24 protein-coding genes and 5 tRNA genes are annotated in these 24,035 nt (G+C 47.2%); 16 read left to right on the top strand and 13 right to left on the bottom strand.

The window, feature by feature from the left end; all coding sequences use genetic code 11:
* Positions 1-125: 125 nt before the first annotated feature.
* From Q0G26_RS08715 to Q0G26_RS08725, 3 genes are all read right to left on the bottom strand, one after another.
* Positions 126-1,331, bottom strand: a complete 1,206-nt coding sequence (locus Q0G26_RS08715) for a type III PLP-dependent enzyme (RefSeq protein ID WP_293829919.1) — start codon at positions 1,329-1,331, stop codon at positions 126-128.
* 289 nt (positions 1,332-1,620) lie between these two features.
* The gene (serS, locus tag Q0G26_RS08720; protein ID WP_009145851.1) at positions 1,621-2,901 is read right to left on the bottom strand and encodes a serine--tRNA ligase; all 1,281 of its coding nucleotides are present in this window, start codon (positions 2,899-2,901) and stop codon (positions 1,621-1,623) included.
* A 78-nt stretch (positions 2,902-2,979) separates the two neighbouring features.
* Positions 2,980-3,852, bottom strand: coding sequence for an NAD(P)/FAD-dependent oxidoreductase (locus Q0G26_RS08725; RefSeq protein WP_021719199.1), 873 nt, complete (start codon positions 3,850-3,852; stop codon positions 2,980-2,982).
* 172 nt (positions 3,853-4,024) lie between these two features.
* Between Q0G26_RS08725 and Q0G26_RS08730 the strand changes: the two genes are divergently transcribed.
* The 6 genes from Q0G26_RS08730 to Q0G26_RS08755 all read left to right on the top strand — a co-directional run bounded on the left by Q0G26_RS08730 (position 4,025) and on the right by Q0G26_RS08755 (position 4,752).
* A tRNA-Lys gene (locus tag Q0G26_RS08730) sits at positions 4,025-4,100 on the top strand.
* Between the two features lie 5 nt (positions 4,101-4,105).
* Positions 4,106-4,180 (top strand) — tRNA-Glu (locus Q0G26_RS08735).
* A 5-nt stretch (positions 4,181-4,185) separates the two neighbouring features.
* Positions 4,186-4,261: transfer RNA gene (locus Q0G26_RS08740), tRNA-Val, on the top strand.
* Between the two features lie 31 nt (positions 4,262-4,292).
* Positions 4,293-4,369, top strand: a tRNA-Asp gene (locus Q0G26_RS08745).
* Between the two features lie 4 nt (positions 4,370-4,373).
* Positions 4,374-4,449 (top strand) — tRNA-Phe (locus tag Q0G26_RS08750).
* A 96-nt stretch (positions 4,450-4,545) separates the two neighbouring features.
* Positions 4,546-4,752, top strand: a complete 207-nt coding sequence (locus Q0G26_RS08755; RefSeq protein ID WP_009145849.1) for a hypothetical protein — start codon at positions 4,546-4,548, stop codon at positions 4,750-4,752.
* Positions 4,753-4,825: 73 nt separating this feature from the next.
* Here Q0G26_RS08755 and Q0G26_RS08760 read toward each other — a convergent pair whose 3' ends face one another.
* Positions 4,826-5,032 (bottom strand): heavy metal-associated domain-containing protein, encoded by a 207-nt coding sequence (locus Q0G26_RS08760; protein WP_293829921.1) that lies wholly within the window; start codon positions 5,030-5,032, stop codon positions 4,826-4,828.
* 19 nt (positions 5,033-5,051) lie between these two features.
* On the bottom strand, positions 5,052-7,310 hold the full coding sequence (locus Q0G26_RS08765; protein WP_293829922.1) for a heavy metal translocating P-type ATPase: 2,259 nt from the start codon (positions 7,308-7,310) through the stop codon (positions 5,052-5,054).
* 166 nt (positions 7,311-7,476) lie between these two features.
* Here Q0G26_RS08765 and Q0G26_RS08770 point away from each other — a divergent pair, with 166 nt between their 5' ends.
* Positions 7,477-7,866 (top strand): helix-turn-helix domain-containing protein, encoded by a 390-nt coding sequence (locus Q0G26_RS08770; protein ID WP_293829924.1) that lies wholly within the window; start codon positions 7,477-7,479, stop codon positions 7,864-7,866.
* A 59-nt stretch (positions 7,867-7,925) separates the two neighbouring features.
* On the opposite strand, the gene Q0G26_RS08775 is transcribed toward Q0G26_RS08770, so the two are convergent.
* The 7 genes from Q0G26_RS08775 to Q0G26_RS08805 all read right to left on the bottom strand — a co-directional run bounded on the left by Q0G26_RS08775 (position 7,926) and on the right by Q0G26_RS08805 (position 13,665).
* Positions 7,926-9,359, bottom strand: a complete 1,434-nt coding sequence (locus Q0G26_RS08775; protein WP_293829926.1) for an RNA-binding domain-containing protein — start codon at positions 9,357-9,359, stop codon at positions 7,926-7,928.
* A 164-nt stretch (positions 9,360-9,523) separates the two neighbouring features.
* Positions 9,524-9,895, bottom strand: a complete 372-nt coding sequence (locus tag Q0G26_RS08780) for a helix-turn-helix domain-containing protein (RefSeq protein WP_293829928.1) — start codon at positions 9,893-9,895, stop codon at positions 9,524-9,526.
* Between the two features lie 101 nt (positions 9,896-9,996).
* Entirely contained in the window at positions 9,997-10,392 is a 396-nt protein-coding gene (locus Q0G26_RS08785) for a pyridoxamine 5'-phosphate oxidase family protein (RefSeq protein WP_293829930.1), read from the bottom strand.
* A gap of 321 nt (positions 10,393-10,713) precedes the next feature.
* Positions 10,714-11,097, bottom strand: coding sequence for an aspartate 1-decarboxylase (panD, locus tag Q0G26_RS08790; protein ID WP_009145844.1), 384 nt, complete (start codon positions 11,095-11,097; stop codon positions 10,714-10,716).
* A gap of 1 nt (position 11,098) precedes the next feature.
* Positions 11,099-11,953, bottom strand: coding sequence for a pantoate--beta-alanine ligase (panC, locus tag Q0G26_RS08795; RefSeq protein ID WP_276634532.1), 855 nt, complete (start codon positions 11,951-11,953; stop codon positions 11,099-11,101).
* Positions 11,954-11,984: 31 nt separating this feature from the next.
* A complete protein-coding gene (panB, locus tag Q0G26_RS08800) occupies positions 11,985-12,824 on the bottom strand; it encodes a 3-methyl-2-oxobutanoate hydroxymethyltransferase (RefSeq protein ID WP_293829932.1) in 840 nt (279 codons plus the stop codon).
* Positions 12,817-13,665: a Rossmann-like and DUF2520 domain-containing protein gene (locus Q0G26_RS08805; RefSeq protein WP_293829934.1), complete on the bottom strand. Its 849-nt coding sequence runs from the start codon at positions 13,663-13,665 to the stop codon at positions 12,817-12,819. The genes panB and Q0G26_RS08805 overlap by 8 nt, the downstream gene beginning before the upstream one ends.
* A gap of 324 nt (positions 13,666-13,989) precedes the next feature.
* Here Q0G26_RS08805 and Q0G26_RS08810 point away from each other — a divergent pair, with 324 nt between their 5' ends.
* From Q0G26_RS08810 to Q0G26_RS08825, 4 genes are all read left to right on the top strand, one after another.
* Entirely contained in the window at positions 13,990-14,205 is a 216-nt protein-coding gene (locus tag Q0G26_RS08810; RefSeq protein WP_293829936.1) for a 4-oxalocrotonate tautomerase family protein, read from the top strand.
* A gap of 229 nt (positions 14,206-14,434) precedes the next feature.
* Positions 14,435-15,118: a dethiobiotin synthase gene (gene bioD, locus Q0G26_RS08815; RefSeq protein WP_293829938.1), complete on the top strand. Its 684-nt coding sequence runs from the start codon at positions 14,435-14,437 to the stop codon at positions 15,116-15,118.
* Positions 15,119-15,242: 124 nt separating this feature from the next.
* A complete protein-coding gene (bioA, locus tag Q0G26_RS08820) occupies positions 15,243-16,598 on the top strand; it encodes an adenosylmethionine--8-amino-7-oxononanoate transaminase (protein WP_293829940.1) in 1,356 nt (451 codons plus the stop codon).
* 11 nt (positions 16,599-16,609) lie between these two features.
* Entirely contained in the window at positions 16,610-17,095 is a 486-nt protein-coding gene (locus Q0G26_RS08825; RefSeq protein WP_293829942.1) for a hypothetical protein, read from the top strand.
* A gap of 23 nt (positions 17,096-17,118) precedes the next feature.
* Here the strand turns inward: Q0G26_RS08825 and Q0G26_RS08830 are convergent, their stop codons facing one another.
* Positions 17,119-17,493: a hypothetical protein gene (locus Q0G26_RS08830; RefSeq protein WP_293829944.1), complete on the bottom strand. Its 375-nt coding sequence runs from the start codon at positions 17,491-17,493 to the stop codon at positions 17,119-17,121.
* Between Q0G26_RS08830 and bioF the strand changes: the two genes are divergently transcribed.
* The 5 genes from bioF (at position 17,474) to Q0G26_RS08855 (ending at position 23,946) form a co-directional block, all read left to right on the top strand.
* Positions 17,474-19,375 (top strand): 8-amino-7-oxononanoate synthase, encoded by a 1,902-nt coding sequence (gene bioF, locus Q0G26_RS08835; protein ID WP_293829945.1) that lies wholly within the window; start codon positions 17,474-17,476, stop codon positions 19,373-19,375. The genes Q0G26_RS08830 and bioF overlap by 20 nt on opposite strands.
* A gap of 128 nt (positions 19,376-19,503) precedes the next feature.
* Positions 19,504-20,706: a CaiB/BaiF CoA-transferase family protein gene (locus tag Q0G26_RS08840; RefSeq protein WP_293829946.1), complete on the top strand. Its 1,203-nt coding sequence runs from the start codon at positions 19,504-19,506 to the stop codon at positions 20,704-20,706.
* A 30-nt stretch (positions 20,707-20,736) separates the two neighbouring features.
* The gene (locus Q0G26_RS08845; RefSeq protein WP_293829948.1) at positions 20,737-21,522 is read left to right on the top strand and encodes an acyl-CoA dehydratase activase; all 786 of its coding nucleotides are present in this window, start codon (positions 20,737-20,739) and stop codon (positions 21,520-21,522) included.
* 5 nt (positions 21,523-21,527) lie between these two features.
* Positions 21,528-22,817 (top strand): 2-hydroxyacyl-CoA dehydratase family protein, encoded by a 1,290-nt coding sequence (locus tag Q0G26_RS08850; RefSeq protein WP_293829950.1) that lies wholly within the window; start codon positions 21,528-21,530, stop codon positions 22,815-22,817.
* A 1-nt stretch (position 22,818) separates the two neighbouring features.
* Entirely contained in the window at positions 22,819-23,946 is a 1,128-nt protein-coding gene (locus Q0G26_RS08855) for a 2-hydroxyacyl-CoA dehydratase family protein (RefSeq protein WP_293829952.1), read from the top strand.
* The last annotated feature ends 89 nt before the right edge of the window (positions 23,947-24,035 follow it).

Raw genomic sequence — 24,035 nt, forward strand, 5'->3', positions numbered from 1 at the left:
TTTGTCTTTAATAAAAATAAAGTGCCGGTGGTCTCAATCTTATTTTAGATCAAGACCCCAACACTTATTATAGAACCACAAAAACCGCACCAACGTTAAATGCTGATGCGGTAATAATTCTATTTTCATTTTACAGCCTGCGCCACAGACTGGTTCATCTCAACACAGCCAACAGCAGCAACAGGCTCAACCTCAGCCTTTACGCGCTCCCAGATAACGAATTTCGCCTTACTGAAGCCGTTAAAGGTAGTTGCACTGGCAGAGGTATAGGCACCGCAGCCGGGAACCAGCAGCAAATCGCCAACCTGCAGCGGCACAGTCAGGCGGCCGCGGAACATAATATCCAATGAATCACAGCTTGGTCCTGCAAACGTCGCTGCCACCTTTTCCTCACCCTCACGGAAGCTGATGAGCTTGAAATCCCATTGGTCAAAGAGTACACCGGAGAAGGTTCCGTATAAACCCTCATCGAGGAAGTACCATGGCTGACCGCCACGCTCGGTAACGCCGATGACGCTGGTAATCAGATTAACCGCCGTACCGCAAATATAACGGCCCGGTTCGGCCCAAATTTCGGCATCGGCAAAATCTTCATCCAGACGTGCGTTAATCTGGCGAAGCATTTCCGGCAGGTTAAATTTCACCTTTGGCTCAGGAATAGGGAAGCCGCCGCCGATATCCAACACACGCAGCTTCAGGCCTGCTGCCTCAGCCTCCTCAAACAGCTCACGTGCGATATCCAGCGCATGCAGATAAGGATCAGCGCTGACAGTCTGACTGCCTACATGAAAGGCAATGCCAGCCATATCCAGGCCTGCATTCTTAGCCTGCTGCATCAGTGCCAGCGCATTTTCACGCGCTGCGCCGAATTTTTTATTCAAATCAACATGTGCCGAAGAATTGTCGATACGCAGTCTGAGCAGTACAGTCGCATCCGGGCACTGTTTTTTTATTTTATCTATTTCACTGGCGCTGTCAAAGGTCATCTTGCGTACACCACAGCTGCGGCAGGCCTCCAGCCCTACGCTTGTCTTTACAGGATTAGCGTAAATCAGACGACCGCCATCCACACCCATATCATGCAGAGTGCGGATTTCTCCGTCGCTTGCTACGTCAAAGCAGGAGCCCATATCTGCCATCACCCGCAAAATTTCCGGATGCGGATTAGCTTTAATCGCATAATGAATTTTAACACGCGGCATATATTTTTTCAAAACCTTGTAGTTCTTTTTGATTTCATCTAAAGAAAGCACTAACAGCGGTGTACCGAAACGTACCGCTAATTTTTCTACAGCCTGTTGGCTTATTTGGAAATGTTTTTTATTACTCATAACACTCTCCCCTTGCTATTGCATTTATTTTTTCTTCTATGATTGTACCACAATAATCTGAAAGTACAATAGGAAAACGGCAAAAAATTGATTTTTTTCGAGGAGAATGGAAAAATTTCCCAATAATCACGGATTGGCTCATTTTCCAGCATAAAATAGCGAAAATTTCGCCATAAAACATATGAAACAACAGAAACATATCTGAATACGGCAGGCAAAAATAAAAGCGTTGAAATGCCGGTTAAATGACATTTCAACGCTTATTTTTATTCAGCTGTATCTGCGCAGCTTATTTTTTCGGAGCGGGAATTACATCGCAGCCCATATAAGGACGCAGAACCTCAGGAACAACTACGCTGCCATCAGCCTGCTGATAGTTTTCCAGAATAGCAGCAACGGTACGGCCAACAGCTACACCACTGCCGTTAAGGGTATGTACAAATTCCGGTTTGGATTTTGCATCACGACGGAAGCGGATGTTGGCACGGCGTGCCTGGAAGTCCAGGAAGTTGGAGCAGGAAGAGATTTCGCGGTAGCAGTTTGCTGCCGGCAGCCATACTTCGAGGTCATAGGTAGTAGCGGAGCTGAAGCCCAGGTCACCGGTGCACAGACGTACAACATGGTACGGCAGGCCCAGTAATTGCAGAACCTCTTCAGCATCGTTAGTCAGCTTGTCCAGCTCAGCCCAGGATTCTTCCGGTTTAGTGAATTTAACCAGCTCAACCTTGTTGAACTGATGCATACGGATCAGGCCACGGGTATCACGGCCTGCAGCACCAGCTTCTGCGCGGAAGCAAGCACTGTATGCAGTATATTTCAGCGGCAGCTCGTCGCCGGTCAAAATGTCATCACGATGATAGTTGGTTACAGGAACCTCTGCAGTCGGAATCAGGTACATATCGCCGTTTTCCAGCTTGTACATATCCTCGGCAAATTTCGGCAATTGACCGGTGCCCTGCATGCTTGCACCGTTAACGATGAACGGCGGGAAGAATTCGGTATAACCATGCTTTCTGGTGTGTACATCCAGGAAGAAGTTGATAACGGCACGCTCCAGACGGGAGCCCATGCCACGATAGAATACATAACGTGCACCGCTAACCTTAACGCCACGTTCGAAATCCAGAATGCCCAGGTTTTCACCGATATCCCAGTGAGCCTTAGGTTCAAAATCAAATTTAGTCGGTTCGCCCCAGGTGCGGATAACCGGGTTGCAGGTGTCATCCTTGCCTACAGGAACATCTTCTGCAGGAACGTTAGGAATAGTCAGCAGAATGCTTTTGATTTTTTCTTCAATCTCTTTCAGTTCCTTATCATCTGCAGCAATTTTATCGCCGAGAGCACGAACTGCAGCCATCTGCTCAGCAGCATCCTGACCAGCTTTTTTCAGCTTGCCAATCTCTTGAGATGCAGTGTTGCGTTCTTTCTTCAGTGCTTCTACCTGTTGGGTAATTTCACGACGTTGTTTATCCAGTTCCAGGAATTCAGTCAAATCAAGGCTGCCATTACGGCTTTTTACAGCCTCTTCGACCAGCTTCGGATTTTCGCGGACGAATTTTAAATCTAACATAATATAGCCTCCAAATAATTTATCATAACTTATATTGTAGCATAAATCCCGTCGGGATAAAAGATTTTACTGCAATTTTTAATAGTCAATTCCCTCATCGCGACGTGCAAGATAGCGGATTGCCGAAAGAGCAGCCTTTTGTCCCTGCCCTGCAGCACGATTTACCTGCCAAGGCTGACCTGTACAGTCTCCGCCGGCAAAAACGCCTTCAATATTTGTTTGCGCCTGATCATCAACATAAATGCTGCGGCCGCGGATTTCCAGGCCCGGCAAAAAGCTATTGAGCGGATCGCTGGCACGGAAGACAAAGGCAGCCTTAACGCTGTAAAAATCATCGCCTGCACGTAGGCCGGTAACCTTGTCAGTACCGGTAATTTCTGTCGGCTTATCCAGCACTACAGTAATATTTTTCTTTTTCGGCGGAATAAAGCCGGAATAAAGCGGGAAAAAGAAGACATGCTCACATTGCTCTGCCAGATATTCTACTTCTTCCAGAGCATCAGGAACAGTAGCAATAGCGGCCACAGACTTGCCCTTATATTTATCAGCATCAACAATAGCACAGTAGCTTACGCCCTTGCCCAAAAATTCCTTTTCTCCGGGGAACAGCGTAGAGCGGGAAATACCGGTCGCCAATACTACGGAATCCGCAGAATATTCGCCATGCGGTGTACCAAGCATAAAGCCTTCGCCTACCTCACGCAAAGAAATAATTTTAGATTCAATGATATCTACTTCCATCTGCTTGAGATGATTTACAAAAATATCCATAAGCGCAGTACCGGAAATATCGGGTATACCCATATAATCTGTTATCTGCGCTACACTACGCAGACGGGGGCTGAAGCCGTGGGCTTCAAACAGAACAACCTTACGTCCCTTGCTGGCAGCAGTAATCGCTGCAGATACACCAGCAGGACCACCACCAATAACGGCAATATCGTAATCCATAAGTCTATCCTCCGTACAAAAAATTTAGAACCTACTATAACACTTTAATTGTATGCTTTTCTAGATGCATAGTCAATTGTTTTTATGCCTCCAAAGATTTTTTAAGTTTTTACGAAAAAAGTGCTTGACATTTTCTAGCAGATAGGGTATTATAATCAAGTAACGTGACCACGGCCCATTAGCTCAGTTGGTAGAGCACCTGACTCTTAATCAGGGTGTCGTAGGTTCGAGGCCTACATGGGTCACCACATTTGGCCGGTTGGTCAAGCGGTTAAGACACCGCCCTTTCACGGCGGTATCGGGGGTTCGATTCCCCCACCGGTCACCAAATACGGGCGCTTAGCTCAGCTGGGAGAGCGTCTGCCTTACAAGCAGAATGTCAGCGGTTCGATCCCGTTAGCGCCCACCATTTTTTTGCCCATTTGCCTCAATATTGTAATGGCCCGGTGGTTCAGTTGGTTAGAATGCCGCCCTGTCACGGCGGAGGTCGTGGGTTCGAGTCCCATCCGGGTCGCCATTACGCCTCGGTAGCTCAGTTGGTAGAGCAAAGGACTGAAAATCCTTGTGTCCACAGTTCGATTCTGTGCTGAGGCACCAATCCAAAAACAGCACCTGCTATTGCGGGTGTTTTTTTATTATCTATGTATCTCAAACTGCTTAAATTCATTTTTTCAGTCAGCAAGGAGTGTTATCATGTTTGAAAAATTTTTCCATGAGGTAACCGGTCCCTATATCTGGGGCTTAATTCTGCTTTTATCCCTGCGTGCCATCTTTTCTTCCGTACGCAAAAAGGATTATCCGCACGCTGCTGCTTTTATCGTTGTAGCTATTGCTGCCGCATTCATGACAGCAAGTGCACTTGATATGCTTCCGCCTGCTATAGCAGAAATATTTGCATAAGAAAAAAAGTCGCCTCGTAGCGACTTTTTACAAGCAAAAACGCCGCTTACGCGACGTTTTTTTGTGCTTATTTTCAGTTGATGGCGGTTACATCAAAGCCGGTATCCTCAACAGCTTCTTTCAAAACTGCGTCATCCAGCTCAGCGCCCTCAACAACAGCATTATTGTTTTCCAAGGAAACAACAACACTTGTTACACCTGCCACAGCAGCAAGTGCTTCCTTAACAGCGCCAACACAGTGCTGACAATGCATACCTTCAATAGCAATAGTTTTAGTCATGATAAAATCTCCTTTGCAATTACAATTTTATAAAACGCAGTCTCAGTGCGTTAGTAACAACAGAAACACTGCTGCAGCTCATCGCCGCTGCAGCAATCAGCGGATTCAGCAGCCAGCCGAAGGCTGTATAAAATACACCTGCGGCAAATGGAATACCAATCGCATTATAAATAAAGGCCCAGAAAAGATTTTCTTTGATATTGGTCATCACGCTGCGACTCAGGTGAACCGCCTTTGTCACATCCAGCAAATCACTCTTAATCAAAACCATATCAGCAGCCTCAATCGCAATATCAGTGCCTGCGCCAATGGCAATACCTACATCAGCGCGCGCCAGCGCCGGTGCATCATTGATGCCGTCACCTACCATAGCGACAATGTGTCCCTCCTGCTGCAGCTTGCGTACTACCGCTTCCTTATCCTGCGGCAGCACCTGCGCAATAGCCTCATCCACGCCAACCTGCGCGCGAATCGCCTCCGCCGTCGCCCGATTATCACCGGTAACCATCAGCACACGCAGGCCCATTGCCTGCAGCTTGCCGATAGCTTCTCTGCTAGTCGGCTTAACAGTATCGGCAACGGCAATACAGCCTAAAAGCTCGCCTGCACGTACAAAGTATAATGGTGTTTTTCCCTGAGCCGCCAGCTTGTCATACTGGTTCATCAAGCTGCTGACATCAACATTCAACGTCTCCAACAGATTGAGATTACCTGCTGCGCACTCATCCCCTGCAAGCAAAGCAGTAAAGCCCTGACCAGGGATTTGCTTATAATTGCCAGCTTCCGCAAGCACCAGACTCTTTTCTTCAGCAGCAGCAACAATCGCCTCGCCCAAGGGATGCTCTGAAAGCTTCTCCAGACTGGCAGCAAAGGCCAGCAATTCATTTTCAGTAGCCTTTATAGGTAAAATATCCGTCACAACCGGCTTACCCGCTGTTATCGTACCTGTTTTGTCTAAGATAACGGTATCAACCTTGTGCGCTGTTTCCAATGCCGTTGCCGATTTAATCAGGATACCACTCTTTGCACCACGCCCTGTGCCGACCATAATCGCCGTCGGTGTTGCCAATCCCAAAGCACAGGGACAGGAAATGACGAGCACCGAAATAGCAATCGTCAGCGCAAAATGCCAGCTTGCACCCAGCGCCAGCCAGATCCCGGCTGCAATCACAGCAATGCTGATAACGGCAGGTACAAAATAACCGCTTACCTTATCCGCCAGCTTGGCGATCGGTGCTTTAGATGAAGTTGCCTCGTCCACCAGCGCAATAATCTTCGCCAAAGCTGTATCTGCGCCAATCGCAGTCGCTTCCATCTTAAAGTAACCGCTTCTGTTGATTGTGCCGCCGATAACCTTGTCCCCGATTGTTTTATCTACCGGCAGACTTTCACCCGTCAGCGCGCTTTCGTCCAAGGCAGCGCTGCCCTCAATAATTTTACCGTCCACAGGCACGGACGCACCACTTTTTACAATCAGCACATCACCTGTTACAACCTCCTCTACAGGTATTTCACCCTGCAGACCGTGACGCTCAACAAGCGCCGTTTTCGGCGTAAGGTTCATCAGCGCCTTAATCGCATCAGAGGTGTGGCTCTTTGCCCGCGCCTCCATAAACTTGCCGACGGTTACAAGTGCCAAAATCACGGCACTAGCTTCAAAATATAAGGCATCGGCAAAGCCCGGCAGCAAATCAAGACGGTTATGACCAAAGGCATACGCCATGCCAAATACGGAATATAAACCGTAAATAAAGGATGCACCGCTGCCCACGGCAATCAACGAATCCATGTTAGGCGCACCGTTTAAAAGATTGCGCACACCATAGATAAAATACTTGCGATCGATAAAAAGCACCGGAATGCACCACAGCATCTGCAGTAAAGCGTTAATCAGCTCGTTTTCCTGCCCCAGAATAAAGCCTGGCAGCGGCCAGCCCCACATGCGCCCCATGTGCTGATAAAAGACAAGACCGGCAAAAATCAGCGAGCCGATAAGACGCTGACGCATCTCCTCCATCTCCTGCGCTGCTGTATCCTGCTGAGGCACCGGTGCAGCAGCATTTGCAGTATGCACTCTCGCGCCAAAACCCAGCTTTTCAATGCGGGCAATAATTGCTTTTTCATCTACAACGCTTTCGTCAAAGGTAACGTGCGCATTATTTTTCAGCAGATTAACACTCATCTGCTCCACGCCCTGCATCCTGTTAACAACTTTTTCGATGCGTGACGAGCAGGCACTGCAGCTCATGCCTGTTATATCAAGTAATTGTTTTTTCATCGTGGCTCCTTTCATTTACTATCTATTTGACGTAAAAAATTTTGTCTGCTATTATTATAGCAAACGCTACCCTTATTTCAAGAATGCACTATTTAGGTAGATAGTATACAAAAAGATACTGTGAGAAACTCTGAAAGCTTTGCTCATTACAGAAAGGAAAATCCAAATGAAAGACATCATTAACGTCAACTGCCCCGTTGCTGCCACACTGCAGCTCATCGGCGGCAAATATAAAGCACTGCTCCTGTGGCACCTGTCCGGTAAAATTCTGCGCTTCAACGAGCTGCGCCGCCTCGTCCCCGAGGCTACGCCCAAAATGCTCACCCAGCAATTACGCGAGCTGGAAGGGGACGGCTTGATTGCGCGCAAGGTGTACGCCGTTGTGCCGCCTAAGGTTGAGTACAGCCTGACGCCGCGGGGCGAAAGCCTCTTTCCCATCCTGCAGGCCATGTACGCCTGGGGCAGCAAGCTTTTAGAGGGCGAAGGCATCTGCCCGGAATGCTCCATGAAGCCTGTGGCAGCAGAGCATTGCTGCTGCCACGACAAAAGCGAATAGAAACGAAAAACTTCGGTAGAACGATGACACTTAGCGTTCTACCGAAGTTTTTTATTTGGCTATTTTACTATTATATCCCAATATCCGTTATGGCTACTGCCTACACGTTTAATAACTCCTTTTTTCTTCAGTTTTTGCAAGTAATATTTTACTCTGTCCACAGACCATTCCAGTTTTGAAGCAATTTCCCTTTGCGTTAACCTGTTGTTTTGTAGCAAAGCATTTAAAATAACATTATCATCATCTGTCAAATCAGAAAGGTTACTTACGACAGTTTGGGTAGTTTGGGTAGTTTGGGTAGTTTGGGTAGTTTGGGTAGTTTTTCTATACATATTCACCCTAAAATCACCATCAAAATCAAGTAATTGCGGTTTAGGCAAATCATATTCCGCACATTCCCTAAAAATTCTTGGTATACCAGTACCCCATTTTTCAATAATTTTCATATATGCAAAAGCACTTGCAATTGCCGGATTACGCAACTTGGAATATCCTTCCATTATTTTTCTTATCGAAACATTATTTAATAGCATTCCTGGAGATGTAATTTCCAATCTGTCATCATACAAAGCTACTTGTATATTCCCTGGTTCCAAATAACTACGATGTGCAACAGCATTAGCAATTAATTCGCGTATGCCATCGACTGGCAACTCATACATATCCTGACGATAAATCCCTTTGATCTGCATTCCCATATTAATTTTTTCTAAAACATACTGATATGCAAACTCTACCTGCTGCTGAACAGGACCATCAAATTCTCGTCTATCAATAAAGTATGCACGTGTATTTCCTTTGAAAACTGCACATTGTATAACAGGCTGACACAGCATTTGACCTGTTAACAGTGCATATGCATTGGTAGGGAGAATTTTACCATCCACATCCTTCAAAACTCCCCAAGTTATCAATACATTCTTGGTTATATCGCGAACCGCTAATTTTGCACTTTCATCTAAAGTATTCTTTATTGCTATAGCTTTCATGTCACGACATAATTTTTCTATTTCATCATCTTGCACCTCTGTAAGGTCTTTGCATATTTCACTGTCATAATAACGATTTTGCCCTTCTAATATAAGCTCTTTTAACATATACGCTTCTGCATGTCTTGTAGTTCCGGCAACGCGCACATAAGTACCTTTTACTATACCTTGAGACTTTATATAATAAGGCCTCATAGGTGCCGGTTGAATTTCTACCACTATTACAGTTTTATCATCTAATGTCTGTAAAGTTACGTTTGGATATATTTTCGGTTCACAGCTATCCAGAATAGCATTTGTAATGGCATCAATTTTCAAAAATATAGCATCGGATTCTATTCCAACTACCTTTAAACTTTTGTCATCAATACCAAAAATAATATGTCCACCTCGTCCATTAGCAAAAGCAACTACTGTTTTCATGTACTTATCACTATTCGGCGGAATTTCTACTTTATATTCAACATTTACCGATTCTCCCGAAAACAAAGCTTTTTCCAACATACTATTTCCTCCAAATGAAATACCTTAAAATCTACTATAGTATTTAGTGTTGCACACAAGTTCAGTATATCATTTTTTTCTTAAGTTCTCAATAAACGAAAACTTCGGTAGAACGATGACACTTAGCGTTCTACCGAAGTTTTTTATTTGCTGTATATATCGTTTTACTTATAGTCACAACGCTGGCACTGCGTCAGCATCACTTCGTCAGTTTCCTTGCAAAAAATGCCCGACCAACGGCAAATGCTTTGTAATATAGGTATTGCCGAAGTTCCCTTTCCCGTAAGCTCATACTCCACATGCGGCGGGATTTCATTATAAGCCTTGCGCGCCACCATATCGTCAGCAATCAGCTCTTTAAGCGCCGCCAAAACAGCATCGGTAATATTAGCCAATTCCTTGCGCAGCTCACTATAACGCAATTTATTGTTTTGTGCCAGCACACATATAATACGCGATTTCCATTTGCCGCCAAAAACACTCAAACCATATTCCAACGGACAGCGGATATCCGCCGCCAGCTTTTTTTGATACATAGTCATCACCTGCCTATTACTATTCTACTATATCAGGCTTGTTTTTGCCTATATAATTAAAAAGCGCAGGGAAAAATCCCCACGCTCAAATGCAATGAAAATTAAAGCTCTTTTTTATTATCAGCACCTGGAGTAGTAACAATAACCTTTTCAGGAGTAATAATCAAGGCACCCTTAGCAGTTGCAGCTCCATGGAACAGCTCCTCTGCAGCAGCCTTAAAGGCATCAACCACTTCGCCCTCTGTTACATAAACAGCGCTGCCCTTAATCTGATAGCCTTCAAAGGTTTTGCCGTCATAAGCAGAAACAGCAACGCGGCCGTTATTTTCGGCAATGTTCTTTAAAGTAGTATCCAGAAATACATCACCTACTACCAATTTACCTTCTGCAGTCACATCCTTAAAGCCAACCGGCACAACATTAGGCTCGTTGTCAGCGCAGGTTGCGACATCCCAAAGATTATTTTTCAAAACATTAATAACACTATCGTTTAACATTCAGCATTCCTCCTAAGCTTTTCTTGATTTTCCTTTATTATATTCTTACTGCTTTGCAAAAACAATATATTAATGAATTTATAAGTTACTAATAAATTTCATAGTATAGAAAAATGCTGTGCTTATATTGGGAAAACTTCGGCTAAAACAGAACAAGACTTACGTTTTAGCCGAAGTTTTGCTATTTTTACTTTAAAACAGCCGAAGTGTTTTATTCACACACATAGCATAACTACTTTCCAACGAAAGCAATTAATACAAAAAGCACGCTGCAGCCTGCGCTTTCGCGCAACCCACAACGTGCTTGTATAATGCTTAAAATCAGCCGATTTCTGCTTCTTTTTCAGTACCGCGAACGTTGATCGGATGGTTGTTTTCGTCAACCATTACAACCTTCGGCACATAGGTTTTAGCTTCTTCCTCGGTCATGAGGCTGTAAGCGATGATGATAACAGTATCACCAACCAGAACCTTGCGTGCAGCCGCACCGTTCAGGCAGATAACACCGCTGCCACGCTCACCGGCAATAACATAGGTTTCCAGACGGTTGCCGTTGTTGTTGTCAACGATTTGTACACGCTCGCCCGGAAGAATACCGGACAGCTCCAGCAGCTCGCTGTCGATAGTAATGCTGCCCATATATTCCAGGTTTGCCTGGGTTACGGTAGCGCGATGAATTTTGCCATGGTGCATAGTATAAAGCATATTATTTCTCCTCCAAAACTACATTATCAATCAGACGGGTAGTGCCGAATTTAACAGCTACAGCCAGCAGGTTGCTGCCTGCCATCGGAGCTGCTACAGGTTTCAATTCCGGCAGTGCATAAATTTCAACATAATCAATATCAGACATTGGCTCTTCTTTAATGGAAGCGGTTACAGCCGCAGTAATCTTAGCAGCGTCACGCTCACCTGCTTCGTACTGCTCCTTAGCAGCCTTCAGGCTACGGCTCAGTACCAGAGCTGCTTTGCGCTCTGCTTCATTCAGATAGGTGTTGCGGGAGCTCTTTGCCAAACCGTCAGCTTCGCGGACAATCGGCATAATGCGCAGCTGGATATTGAAGAACAGGTCTTTTACCATGCGCTTCAGAACCTCAACCTGTTGTGCGTCCTTCTGGCCGAAGTAAGCACGGTCCGGTTGTGCCAGGTTGAACAGCTTGGTAACAACGGTAGTTACACCGCGGAAGTGAATCGGACGGGTACGGCCGCAAAGAACCTTGGTAATATCACCGGTTACTTCAACCCAGGTTGCATCTTCGCTCGGATACATTTCCTTCGGAGCCGGAGCGAAAACTACGTTAGCGCCCATGCTTTCTGCCAGCTTGCAGTCTGCTTCCAGAGTACGCGGATAAGCATCCAGATCTTCGTTAGGACCGAATTGAGTCGGGTTTACGAAAACGCTGACTACAACAAAGTCATTTTCCATGTTAGCTGCTTTAATCAGGGATGCATGGCCTTCATGCAAAGCGCCCATAGTAGGCACCAGACCAATTGTCAAACCCTGAGCTTTAGCTGCTGCAACCTCCTCGCGCAGCTCTGCAACTGTATGTACTAATTTCATTTTGAATTACCTCACTTTATGTATAAAAGTATTAATATAATTTTTCTAAAACAGCATCGTCAATCTTAAAGGTATGCTCCGGAGCAGGGAAACTTCTTGCTTTAACATCGGCAATATATTCCTTTACTGCTTCTACGGTAGTATCATGCAGATTAGCATACTTCTTAACAAATTTCGGACAGAAGCCGGTTGAAACTCCCAAAAGGTCGTTGCATACGAGCACCTGGCCGTCGCAGCCGTTGCCGGCACCGATACCGATGGTAGCCATGGTTTTCAGCTCGCTGGTTACCTTAGCAGCCAGTGCTGCCGGAACGCATTCCAGCACGCAGGCAAAAGCACCTGCAGCCTCCAAAGCCTTGGCATCATCAATCATTTTTTGTGCAGCAGCAATATCCTTGCCCTGTACCTTGAAGCCGCCCAGCTGATTTACAGATTGCGGAGTCAGACCGATATGAGCACATACGGGAATGCCAGCCTGTGTCAGGCGCTCTACGAGAGGAACTACCTCAGAACCGCCCTCCAGCTTAACTGCAGTGCAGCCTGTTTCCTTCAGGAAGCGTGCTGCATTGTACATTGCATCAACAATGCTTGCCTGATAGCTCATAAACGGCATATCGCCAACTACTAAAGCAGTGCTGTTGCCACGCATAACAGCCTTAGTGTGATGAATCATTTCATCCATCGTTACAGGGACTGTGGAATTATATCCTAAAATTACGTTACCCAAGGAATCACCTACAAGAATCATGTCTACGCCTGCTTCGTTCACGTTGCGGGACATTGCTACGTCGTAAGCGGTTATCATCGTGATAGGTTCGCCCTTTTGCTTCATTTCTTTAATCGTTGCGACTGTTACTTGTTTGTTAGCCATAATATCCTCCAAGCAAATTTCTCAGCTCATCAGCTGCATTTTCGTCAATAGTGCCATTAGCAAGGGCCAGCGAGGTTGTCGCCAGGCCTAGAGAGCAATAGGCAGGAATTACAGCTGCCGGTAAAGCAGCAAGATGTTTTGCTACCGTGCTGACATCACCGCGGGCAATAGGTCCTGTCAGGACCGCCGCAGGATTTTGCGTAGCCTGCAAATTAGCCGCCGTGCCTTTGAACAAGGGCAGCAGCGCTTCCCAGGCAGCTTCGTTGCTGCCGATCCAGCGCGCCATCAGCTGCGCCGCCATAGCCTCCACCGTTACAGCGTAGTTGGAGCAGATGCACGCTGCCGCATGGTAGGCCGCACGTTCTTCAGCAGGAACGCTGAACGCTTTACCGCCAAAAAGCTCTACGAGCTTTTTGCCTGCGTCCAGCGCTTCGCTGTCACCGTCCAGCGCCATATACACACCTGCAAGCTGTGTATTGCCGCCGGCAAAGCTTTGCAGCGGATGCAGACTGCCTACATGTGCGCCCAGCTGCGTAAGCGGAGCCAAAGGCTCCAGTCCTACACTGCCGCTCACATGCAGTACAACCTTAGCCGCAGGTATCACACTTTGCGCCAGCTCCTCTGCCACCGTACCAATCAAACGATCCGGTACGGTAAGCAAGAGCACGTCCGCTGCCTGCCACAGCTTCGCGTTATCCGTCATCGGTACGCCAAACTGCTGTGCCAGCTGTGCGCTGTGCTGCTCGGATGCAGCCGTAATGCCGGCCAGCACGCCTGCTTTACGCAAGCTTGCAGCCAAACGGCTGCCAACACGCCCACCGCCAATAATACCAACCTTCAAGATTGCCCTCCCTTCTGACCACAGGAGACGCTGTGCAAATTCAAGGCTACGGAATTGCTTATTTGTGCCGAAGCATATAAAAAAGCGCATTCCGGTACGGAATGCGCATAGTTAGCCTGTTTGCGTCTTCGTCCCGGTCTTATAGATCCAAGCGAGTATTGACTTAAAAATTTTTCAGAAGTAAGCTTTACTGTTAACTGCTCCAGCTCATCCTAAATGCTACTGTGCATCAGTAAATTTTACCGCACTTATAATAGCATAGAAATGAGTAGTTTGCAAGTAAAATATGTTATAATGAAAGAAAAACACAAGGAGGTCATCACCATGCCCTATGTAAACATCAAAATCACCAAAGAAGGTAACGTTACCCCGGAGCAAAAGCGCGCTCTCATCGAAGGTGCGACCAATCTTCTGCATGACGTTTTAGGCAAAAACAAGTCTACCACCGTTGTCACCATCGACGAGGTTGATACAGATAACTGGGGCATCGGCGGCATCCCTGTAACTGAAATCCGTAAAAACGCAGCAACAAAAAAATAATTTTTTCCTTTATATTAAGATGATTTTTCGTTAACCACAAGATAAGCACAGATTGACAGTTATAACCACAAAATATAGCTGTCAGTCTTTTTTTATGCTCAGCCGCCATGGTTAACCATACTATTTTGCTAGGTTGACATTAAAAATTTCACAGCGTATACTTAAGCTATAACAAAGTTAACCACGCAGAATCTTAAGTTAACCAAAATAAATTACGAAGGTGAAAATTATGAGTAAAGGTCTTTTCATTACAGCAATCGGTACAGATATCGGTAAAACATACGTTACCGGCCTGCTTGTTAAACGCTTACGCGATGCAGGCGTCAACGCCGGCTACTACAAAGCAGCGCTGAGCGGCGCTGAAGAACAGCCTGACGGCACCTGGCTGCCGGGCGACGCAGCCTTTGTTGCCAAAACCGCCAACATCCCGGAAAAGCCGGAAAATCTTGTTTCCTACATTTATAAGGAAGCAGTTTCCCCGCATCTGGCAGCACTGCGCGAGGGCAACCCTGTAGAAATGGAAAAGATTGAAGCTGATTATCACGCTTCCCTTGCTAAATATGATTACGTTACCATGGAAGGCAGCGGCGGCATCATCTGCCCCATCCGTTGGGATGAAGAGCACATCCTGCTCGAGGACATCATCAAAAAGCTTGATTTAGGCGTACTGGTCATCTCCAACGCAGCGCTCGGTTCCATCAATAACTGCGTACTAACCATCTCCTACCTCAAGCAGAAAAACATTCCCGTCCGCGGCATCATCCTTAACAACTATGACGGCAACAACTTCATGCAGGCCGATAACAAGCGTATGATGGAAGAAATTACAGCGGTCCCCATACTTGCCTGCGTACCGCCGAACGCCAACGAGCTGGATATTGATGTAGAAGTGCTTAAAGGATTATACAAATAAAAATTGACAGCCCCCTTTAGTCTCAATTACACGCTCTTGCCTGCCCCTACAGGGAAGTTGCCGAACAACGTGAAGCGGAAGGGGGAATAAACAATAATGACACAAAACTCAGGAGGAATATAAAATGAACGATAGAGTAGCAGATTTACAAAAAAGAGATTTAGCCCACATCTGGCATCCCTGTTCCCAAATGAAGGACTACGAAACCTTACGTCCTATCATCGTTGACCACGCTAAAGGCCCTTACCTTTACGCAGCCGACGGTACCGAATATCTTGATATCATCAGCAGCTGGTGGTGCAACCTTTTAGGTCACTGCAATCCCAAAATCAATGCTGCCATCAAAGAGCAGATTGAACAATTAGAGCACGTTATCTTCGTTAACTTCACCCACGAGCCTGCTATCAAGCTGTGCGAAGAGCTGGTCGACGTTCTCCCCAAAGGCCTGAATAAATTCAACTTTGCTGACAATGGCTCCTCTTCTGTAGAAATCGCGCTGAAAATTGCCTTCCAATATCAGCTGCAGACCGGTCACCCGGAAAAACAGCGCTTCATGTGCCTCAGCGAAGGCTATCACGGCGAAACCATCGGTGCTCTTTCCGTAGGCAGTATGGACCTGTTCGCACAAATGTATAAACCCATGATGATGAATAACATCCATGTAAAGGCACCTGATTGCTACCGTTGCCCGTTTGCCAAAGACCGCGAGCACTGCCAATGCGAATGCTTCAAATTTGCTGAGGAAGAATTCGCTAAACACGCCAAAGAAACCGCTGCCATTATCGTTGAACCTATCGTCCAAGGCTGCGCAGGCATGCGTATCTATCCGCCTCTCTACCTGCAAAAGCTGCGCAAGCTCTGTGATGAGTACGGCGTACTGCTGATTGCCGACGAAATTGCTACCGGCTTCGGCAGAACAGGCAAAATGTTCGCCTGCAACCATGCGGGAATTACTCCTGATATCATGACCATCAGTAAGGCTCTCACCGGCGGTTATCTGCCAATGGCTATTGTCTGCACCACAGACAAAATTTATGATGCCTTCTATGACGATTACAACAAAGGCAAGCAATTCATGCACAGCCACACCTATGCCGGTAACCCTATCGGCTGCGCAACCGCCCTCGCTGTACTCAAGATTATGAAGGAAGAAAACATTCTCGAGCATGCTGCCGAAAAAGCAATCTACTTCCACAATGCACTCATGGATACCTTCGGCGCTCATAAAAACATCGGCGAAATCCGTCATATCGGCCTGATTAACGCTATGGAACTTGTTACCGATAAGGATAAGAAAATCGGCTTCGACGGCGACCTGCGTATAGGCTACGAAATTTATAAAAAAGCACTTACCCACGGCCTGCTGCTGCGTCCTCTGGGTAACGTCATCTACTTCAACCCGCCGCTGAATATCGAAAACAAAGATCTGGATAAGGCTATAGCACTAGCTAAACAATCCATGGATGAGGTTTTAAAATAAGGAGCAATTAAATGAAAGATTTGAGTATGAAAGAGCTGACTACTATCGCTTTGTTAGGTGTCTTGATTCTGATTTCAGGTTCTTTTAAAATCCCTTCGCCAATTGCCGGTGGCGAATTCCAGTTATCTGCACCAATCGCCGTACTCATCTGCGCCTGCTTCGGCTTTAAACGCTACATTATCGCAGGTATCATTGCAAGTATGCTGGGAATGATGCTCGGAATGCACAACATCATCAACGTACTTGTACAGATGGTATTCCGCGTTGTTGCCGGTGGCGCCATGGCCCTGCTCGGAACCAATCTGCTTACTGTTGCTGTCAGCGGCCCGCTCGGAACCTTCGCTGCCCGCCTCGTACTGTGGCAGGTTACCGGTGTAAACTGGATGGTACTCACCGCCGCAGCCTTCCCCGGTATGATTTTCACCGCAGTTGCCGCCGGTGCATTCTATAAGCCAGCGCAAAAGCTGCTTACCAAAGTGGCTTTGCTCAGAGGCTGATAAATAATAGTTTGTATAACATTTCAGGCAAAATCACAGTTGTGGTTTTGCCTGCTCTTTTCTAAATGCAGATTCACAAAAGTTTGCCGAACAAATAACGCCAGCAAGCAATATATCGTGTAGTGAATAAAAATTTTAGCAAATGAGTGTCTGGAATCACAAAAGTGGCGCAACTGTTTGAGCGCTAAACATTGCTTATGTAGAAAAACATTATCGCTTTGCGCGAGTTTTGCGGCACTTTGTATTGATTCCACACGAAATTTGCGTTGTACCCTTTGGGTACGGGAAAATTTTTCTTGAGCGAAACGATATATTGATTGCAATGCGAAGACACCAAAATTATAACGTTCTAAATTTATCATCAAAGGAGATTTCCCTATGCCTTTATACAGCATCAAAATGCGCGCATCCAAAGGTGATTTGCACGTCAGCGGCGCAGAACGCATTGTCCCGCAATCCGATATCAGCAACGCTGTCAGCGCACTTACCGAGCGCGCTCTGCATCACGGCCTCGGCCGAGCAGACTTCATCAACGTCAAAATGGAAGAAGTCGCACCGGAAAAGCTGCAATATCTCAACGCTCTGCCTGTCAGCAAACGTCCCGCTGATACGGTAGAAGAAACCTACAAAATCATGAAGGAAATGCTCTGCGAGCTGGGATTGGAAGCCAAGTCTGATGAACTGATTAACCTTTTGCGTCACAACCATCCTATGCGCGGCGCCGTACTCTACGATGTTGCCACCGGCACCCGACTTGAGCCTGACCATGAGCGCGGTATCCGCGTAACCCATATGGATGCTGAAGGCGCAGCAAGCAACTGCAGCGGTAAGAACCACTTCCGCGAGGCCATCGTACTAGCCACCAAGGTTGTACATGCTCCCGGCATCATCGCCGAGCTGTGTCTTTCCGATGATCCTGATTACCTCGTCGGCTACCTTGCATCCTTAAAGCATGGTTATGTACGCCTCATGCCGATAAAGGAAATGGGTAATCCGCACGGCGGTCGAGTTTTTATTTTTGACAGCAGCAAAGCCAAGGCCGAGGATGCTATCAATTATCTGGAAAAACAGCGTGTACTGGTGCGCGGCCTGCCTGTCGAAAAGCCTGCTAATCCTGATCCGGAGCAGATTTTTGCTGACGAATTAAAGCAACTTAAAGAACAGAATCTTTACCGCTCTCTGCGCACTATGGACAGTGAGCAAAGTAAATACGTCGAAATGCAGGGACCCAAGGTTTTGATGCTTGCCTCCAATAGCTATCTTGATTTAGCAGCAGATGCCCGCGTTAAGCAGGCCGCTGCCGAAGCTGCGCTTCAATGGGGCGCAGGCAGCGGCGGCAGCCGTCTGACTACCGGCAACACCGCCTTGCACGAAGCGCTTGAAAGCAAACTGGCGCATTTCAAAGGCACAGCAGCAGCACTGGTGTTTAACACAGGCTACATGGCCAACGTCGGCATTATTTCCGCCCTCTGCAACAGCGAAAGCGTTATCTTCAGCGACGAATATAACCACGCCAGCATCATCGATGGTGCCCGCCTTTCCAAGGCACGCATCGTTGTCTATAAGCATAATGATATGCAGGATCTGGAAGCGAAAATTCTTGCTACCCCCTGCAGCAGAGGCTTGATTGTCAGCGACGCAGTTTTCAGCATGGACGGTGACATTGTTGACCTGCCTGCACTCGTCTCCCTCGGCAAAAAATATCATCTGCTCACGATGATTGACGAAGCTCACGCCACTGGTGTTATCGGCCAAACAGGTCATGGTACTGTTGAGCATTTCGGCAACACTGTTCGTCCTGATATTCTCATGGGTACGCTCAGCAAAGCACTTGGCGCCGAAGGCGGTTACGCCTGCGCCAGCAAGGTGATTATTGAATATCTCAAAAATAAAGCACGCAGCTTTATCTTCGCCACCTCTCAGACTCCTGCTACGCTCGCCGCTGCGCTGCGAGCTATTGAGGTACTGGAGGAGGAACCACAGCGTGCACAAAATCTGCAGCATAACGTTGAGTTTTTCTTAAACGCATTGCACGCTGAAGACGTAGAAGCCTACTCTCCCACCGCCATCATTCCTATTATCATCGGCGATGAGAAGTCCGCTCTGCAGGTTGCAGACGAGCTGTTGGCAAATGGCGTGCTCGCCCCCGCTATCCGCTATCCGACGGTAGCAAAAGGCACTGCGCGCCTGCGCGTTGCCCTCATGGCAACGCACACCGAAGCAGAGCTGTCGCAGACAGCGAAGCTAATCGGTGCAGCGATCAGAAAGTATAAAAAATAAGCAATGCAGCAAGCCGAGAAACCTAAAGTCTGACTTTATATTTCTCGGCTTTTGTTGTCACAGAATACGCTCAGCCCAAATTTAGAGCAGCGTTAACAGATAGCGAAAGACGAAGGAGGAACTAACTCATGAAGCCCATGGAGGGAATTAAGGTAATTGAACTTTCCAATATGCTGGCAGGACCAATGACTGCCCGAATTCTTGCAGAATGGGGAGCAGAGGTAATCAAGGTTGAATCTATAAACGGTGACACCTGGAGGACGCAAGGCGCGACCTCGCTCTCTCCCACGACAGACATCGCTAATCCTAATTTTGATATGCAGAACTTAAATAAACGCTTTCTTGCCATCAACACAAGAACAACGGAGGGCAAGCAGGTCTTGCTGAAGCTGTTGGAAACAGCAGATGTTTTCGTGACCAACTACCGTGTGCAGGCTCTGGAAAAGCTGGGCCTGACCTATGACCAGTTAAAGGATATTTATCCCAGGCTCATTCATGCCTCCGTACTAGGCTATGGTGACAAGGGGCCGGAGAAAGACCGTCCCGGCTATGATTATACAGCCTTTTATGCCAGAACCGGACTCTTGGCAGATTTAGCACCGGCTGGCGGTCCGCCGCTCATGACTGTTGCCGGCTTTGGCGACCACAGCGTTGCTGCAGCGCTTGCCGGTGCCATTGCTGCAGCCCTCTTCCGCAGAGAAAGAACTGGCGCAGGAGATAAGGTTGACGTTTCCCTTTTGCAGATTGGTACCTTTATTCTGTCCTCCGGACTTTTAAACGGCTTCAACGGACGCCAATACCCACGCAGCCATGAGGACTGCAGCCATGCGTGCAGCAACACCTATCAGGGAGCTGACGGAGAATGGCTGTACCTTGCAATCATTGACTATCGCCGTTTCCCTGAATTCTGCCAGCTTATCGGTCTTCCTGAATTATTGAAAGACGCAAGATTTTCCACCGCCGCAGCCTATTACGAAAATAAAAAAGAGCTTGTCGCTATCCTTGATAAGAAATTCAGGGAGCAGCCTGTTTCCTATTGGCATGAGCTTTTAGACGCTCACGATCTGCCGCATGAGGTGCTCGCACACTTTAAGGATGTGCCCAACGATCCGCAGGTTATCGCCAATAATTATGCCTATCATTACGAATACAGTGACGGAACCAAGACTGTCTTTACTAACGGCCCGGCTCACTTCCGCTCTGTCGATGCCGCTGCAATTCCGCATAAAATCTCCGGTCCGATTGGCTGCGACACAGCAGAAATCCTCAAAGAGCTTGGCTACAGCGAGGAAAAAATCCAGTCGATGTACAAAGCTAATGATATCCGTTAATTTATTTTCGTCAAAGGAGGCAGTCATTTTATGTACACACTAGGCATAGACATCGGCTCCACTACCAGCAAAGCTGTTATTCTTGAAAACGGCCAAAAAATTGTGGCCCACGTCGTTGTGCCGCTGGGGACAGGTACTGTCGGCCCCGCCAGGGCCTTAGCCGAAATTTTTGAGCAGTCCGTTATCTCGCGCGAGCAGATTGCTTATACCATAGCAACTGGCTATGGACGGCTGATTTGTTCTGAGGCAAATGAGCAGAGCAGCGAGCTGAGTTGCCACGCCAAGGGTATTCATTTGCTGCTGCCGCAGGTGGACACAGTTATCGACATAGGCGGCCAGGATGCCAAGGCGCTCAAGCTATCGCCGCAGGGAAGGCTGCTCGCCTTCCAGATGAATGATAAATGCGCAGCAGGGACAGGACGTTTTCTGGACGTGATGGCAAGGGTTTTAAACGTTCCTATCGAGCAGCTCGGACCTTTATCCGCAGCGAGCAAGCAGCCGGCGAAAATCAGCAACACCTGCACTGTCTTTGCCGAATCCGAAGTAATCAGCCAGCTTTCCGCGCAGGTGCCTCTAGCGGATATTGCCGCAGGCATTCACAAATCCGTAGCCAAACGCGTCGCAGGCATGGCGCTCCGCCTGGGACATCCAGTCTGCCTGGCCATGAGCGGCGGTGTAGCCTTAAACAGCGGCGTCGTACAAGCCATGGAAAAGGAAATGGGCTGTCCGATTCTTGTCGATCCCTTATGCCAGTCCGCAGGTGCTATCGGTGCAGCTGTTCTGGCCTATGAAAAACTATTGCAAGCTAAGGAGTGAAGACGATGAGTGAAAGTATAGCAACGATAAAAGCAGCGGACAGCGCTCCGCAAGCCAAGCCTAAACGACCAAAGCCAAAAAGCATGCTCATGCTGGCCGAGCAAAGTGCCGCCCTTTTTGAAAACGCACGCCTCGCCAAGGAGCGCGGCGAAAAGGTCGGCTGGTCAGCGTCGATTTTTCCGCAGGAAATTGCCGAAACGCTAGGCCTCAACGTCCTCTATCCTGAGAACCATGCCGCAGGCATTGCTGCCAGACATCAGGCAGACAACCTTCTGCAGGAGTGCGAAGGGCCGCTTGGCTACGCTAACGACCTCTGCGCCTACGCCAAGCTCAACCTCGCCTATGCCTCTGTGTTAAACGGGGAAAGCGCTCTAGAGCTTCCTGATAGCGGCAAGCTGGTAAAACCTGATTTTCTGCTGCTCACCAACAATATCTGCAACCAGCTCACCAAGTGGTATGAAAATTTAGCACGTCAGATGAATATTCCTATCTTCTTCATTGATACCTGCTATAATCCCTGGGATTACGTTACTGAAAGCCGTGTCCGCTATGTGCGCGCACAAATTGATGAGCTCATCAAAAACCTCTGTGAGTTTACCGACAAAAAATGGGACGATGAACATTTTAAAGAAGTAATGAAAATCAGCCAGCGCAACAGCTTCCTATGGGAGCGTGCCAATAATCTGCTTGACCGCAAACCGGCTCCCCTAAGTGGATTTGAACTCTTCAACTATATGTCCTCTATGGTCTGCAACCGCGGCAAGGCTTCCACTACCGCCATTCTGGAGCAGCTTAACAGTGAGATTGAAAAACATATCGCAGAGGGAACCTCTACCTTCCCCATCGAAGAACGCTTTCGCATCTCTTGGGACGGCATTGCCTGCTGGCCATACCTAAGCCATAATCTTCGCACTTTAAAAAAGTATGGCATTAACATGGTTGCTTCCAGCTACGGCAAAGCCTGGGCCATTGAATATAATGACCTCGATGGCATGGCACGCGCCTATTGCTTCGCTTCTACAAACGGCGATAATGCCAGCACGATGATTGAACGTCGGCTTGAAGCCTTGAAACGTTTTGGCTGCGAAGGTACAATCTACCATGTTAACCGCAGCTGCAAGGTTATGGACTGCCAGATGATGGAAGTACAGCGTCAGCTCGCCAAAGCTGCAGGCATCCCATTCACTTCCTTTGACGGCGATCAGGCTGACTACCGCAACTACAGTGAAGCTCAGTTTGAAACAAGAATTCAAGGCCTAGTTGAAGTTAAGCAGCAAAATAAGGAGGATTTATAAAATGGCTGATTTGCACACAAATATTGAAAGTCTTAAGCAGGCCTGTCAAAATCCCCGGGCTCAGCTTGATAAATATCTGGCAGAGGGTAAAAAGGTTATCGGCTGCTTTGAACCATATACACCGGAAGAGCTCGTGCATGCCAGCGGTATGATTCCACTGGGCCTTTGGGGTGGCCAGACAGACTTAAAGCTTGTAAAAAGCTACCTGCCACCTTTCGCCTGCCCCATCATGCAGGCCAACCTGGAACTTGGCCTGAACGGCACCTACAAAGGACTCAGCGGTGTCATAATCCCGGCAATCTGCGACACACTGCGCTGTATGACTCAGAACTGGCGCTTTGGCGTTCCTGATATCCCGATGATTCCCATTGTCTACCCGCAAAACCGTGCTTCAACAGCAAGTACTGATTATCTTATCAGTGAATATGAAAATGTTCTTGTCATGCTGGCTACTATTACCGGTCAGATGATGACCAAAAAAGCGCTCTTTCGAACAATTGAAATTTACAATGAGCATAATGCAGTTATGAGAGATTTTACCACGCTCGCAGTAAAGCATCTTGATATCATTACGCCTGCAGTACGCCATGCAATTATGAAAAGTGCTCTTTTCTTTGAAAAGAGTGAGCATACTGCCATTGTAAAGGAAATTAATGAAAGTCTTAAAGCATTACCAGATTATAATTTTGTTGGAAGGAAGGTTATTCTCACCGGCATTACCGGCGAACCTGATGCTTTTCTTGAAATACTTACCAAGAATAAGCTTGCTGTTGTCGGTGATGACCTTGCGCAGGAAAGCCGTCAATTTAGAACTGATATCCCTATAAACGGAGGCGGTGGTTTGAAACGTTTAGCACTCCAATGGAAGAACCGCACCTGTTGCAGCCTGATTCATGAGCTTGGTAAGCCACGCGGTTCCCTCTTAAGCGAACTTTGCCAGCAAACACAGGCCGATGGCGTTATTAACTGCTTAATGAAATTCTGCGATCCTGAAGAATACGACCAGCCCTGGCTTGAAGCTGACTTAAACAAAGCAGGCTATCCCTGCCTGACTGTAGAGATTGATCCGCTCAACACTAGCTTTGAACAGCTTCACACCAGAATCCAGACGTTTGCTGAAATGCTTTAATAAAGCAGGTTAAAAGAAAAATATTGTAAGCTAAAGCACAAAAGGCAAAGTCTAGGAACATACATCCTATGACCTTGCCTTTTAATTTT

It is taken from the genome of uncultured Phascolarctobacterium sp., from assembly GCF_934190775.1.
Classification (GTDB): domain Bacteria; phylum Bacillota; class Negativicutes; order Acidaminococcales; family Acidaminococcaceae; genus Phascolarctobacterium_A.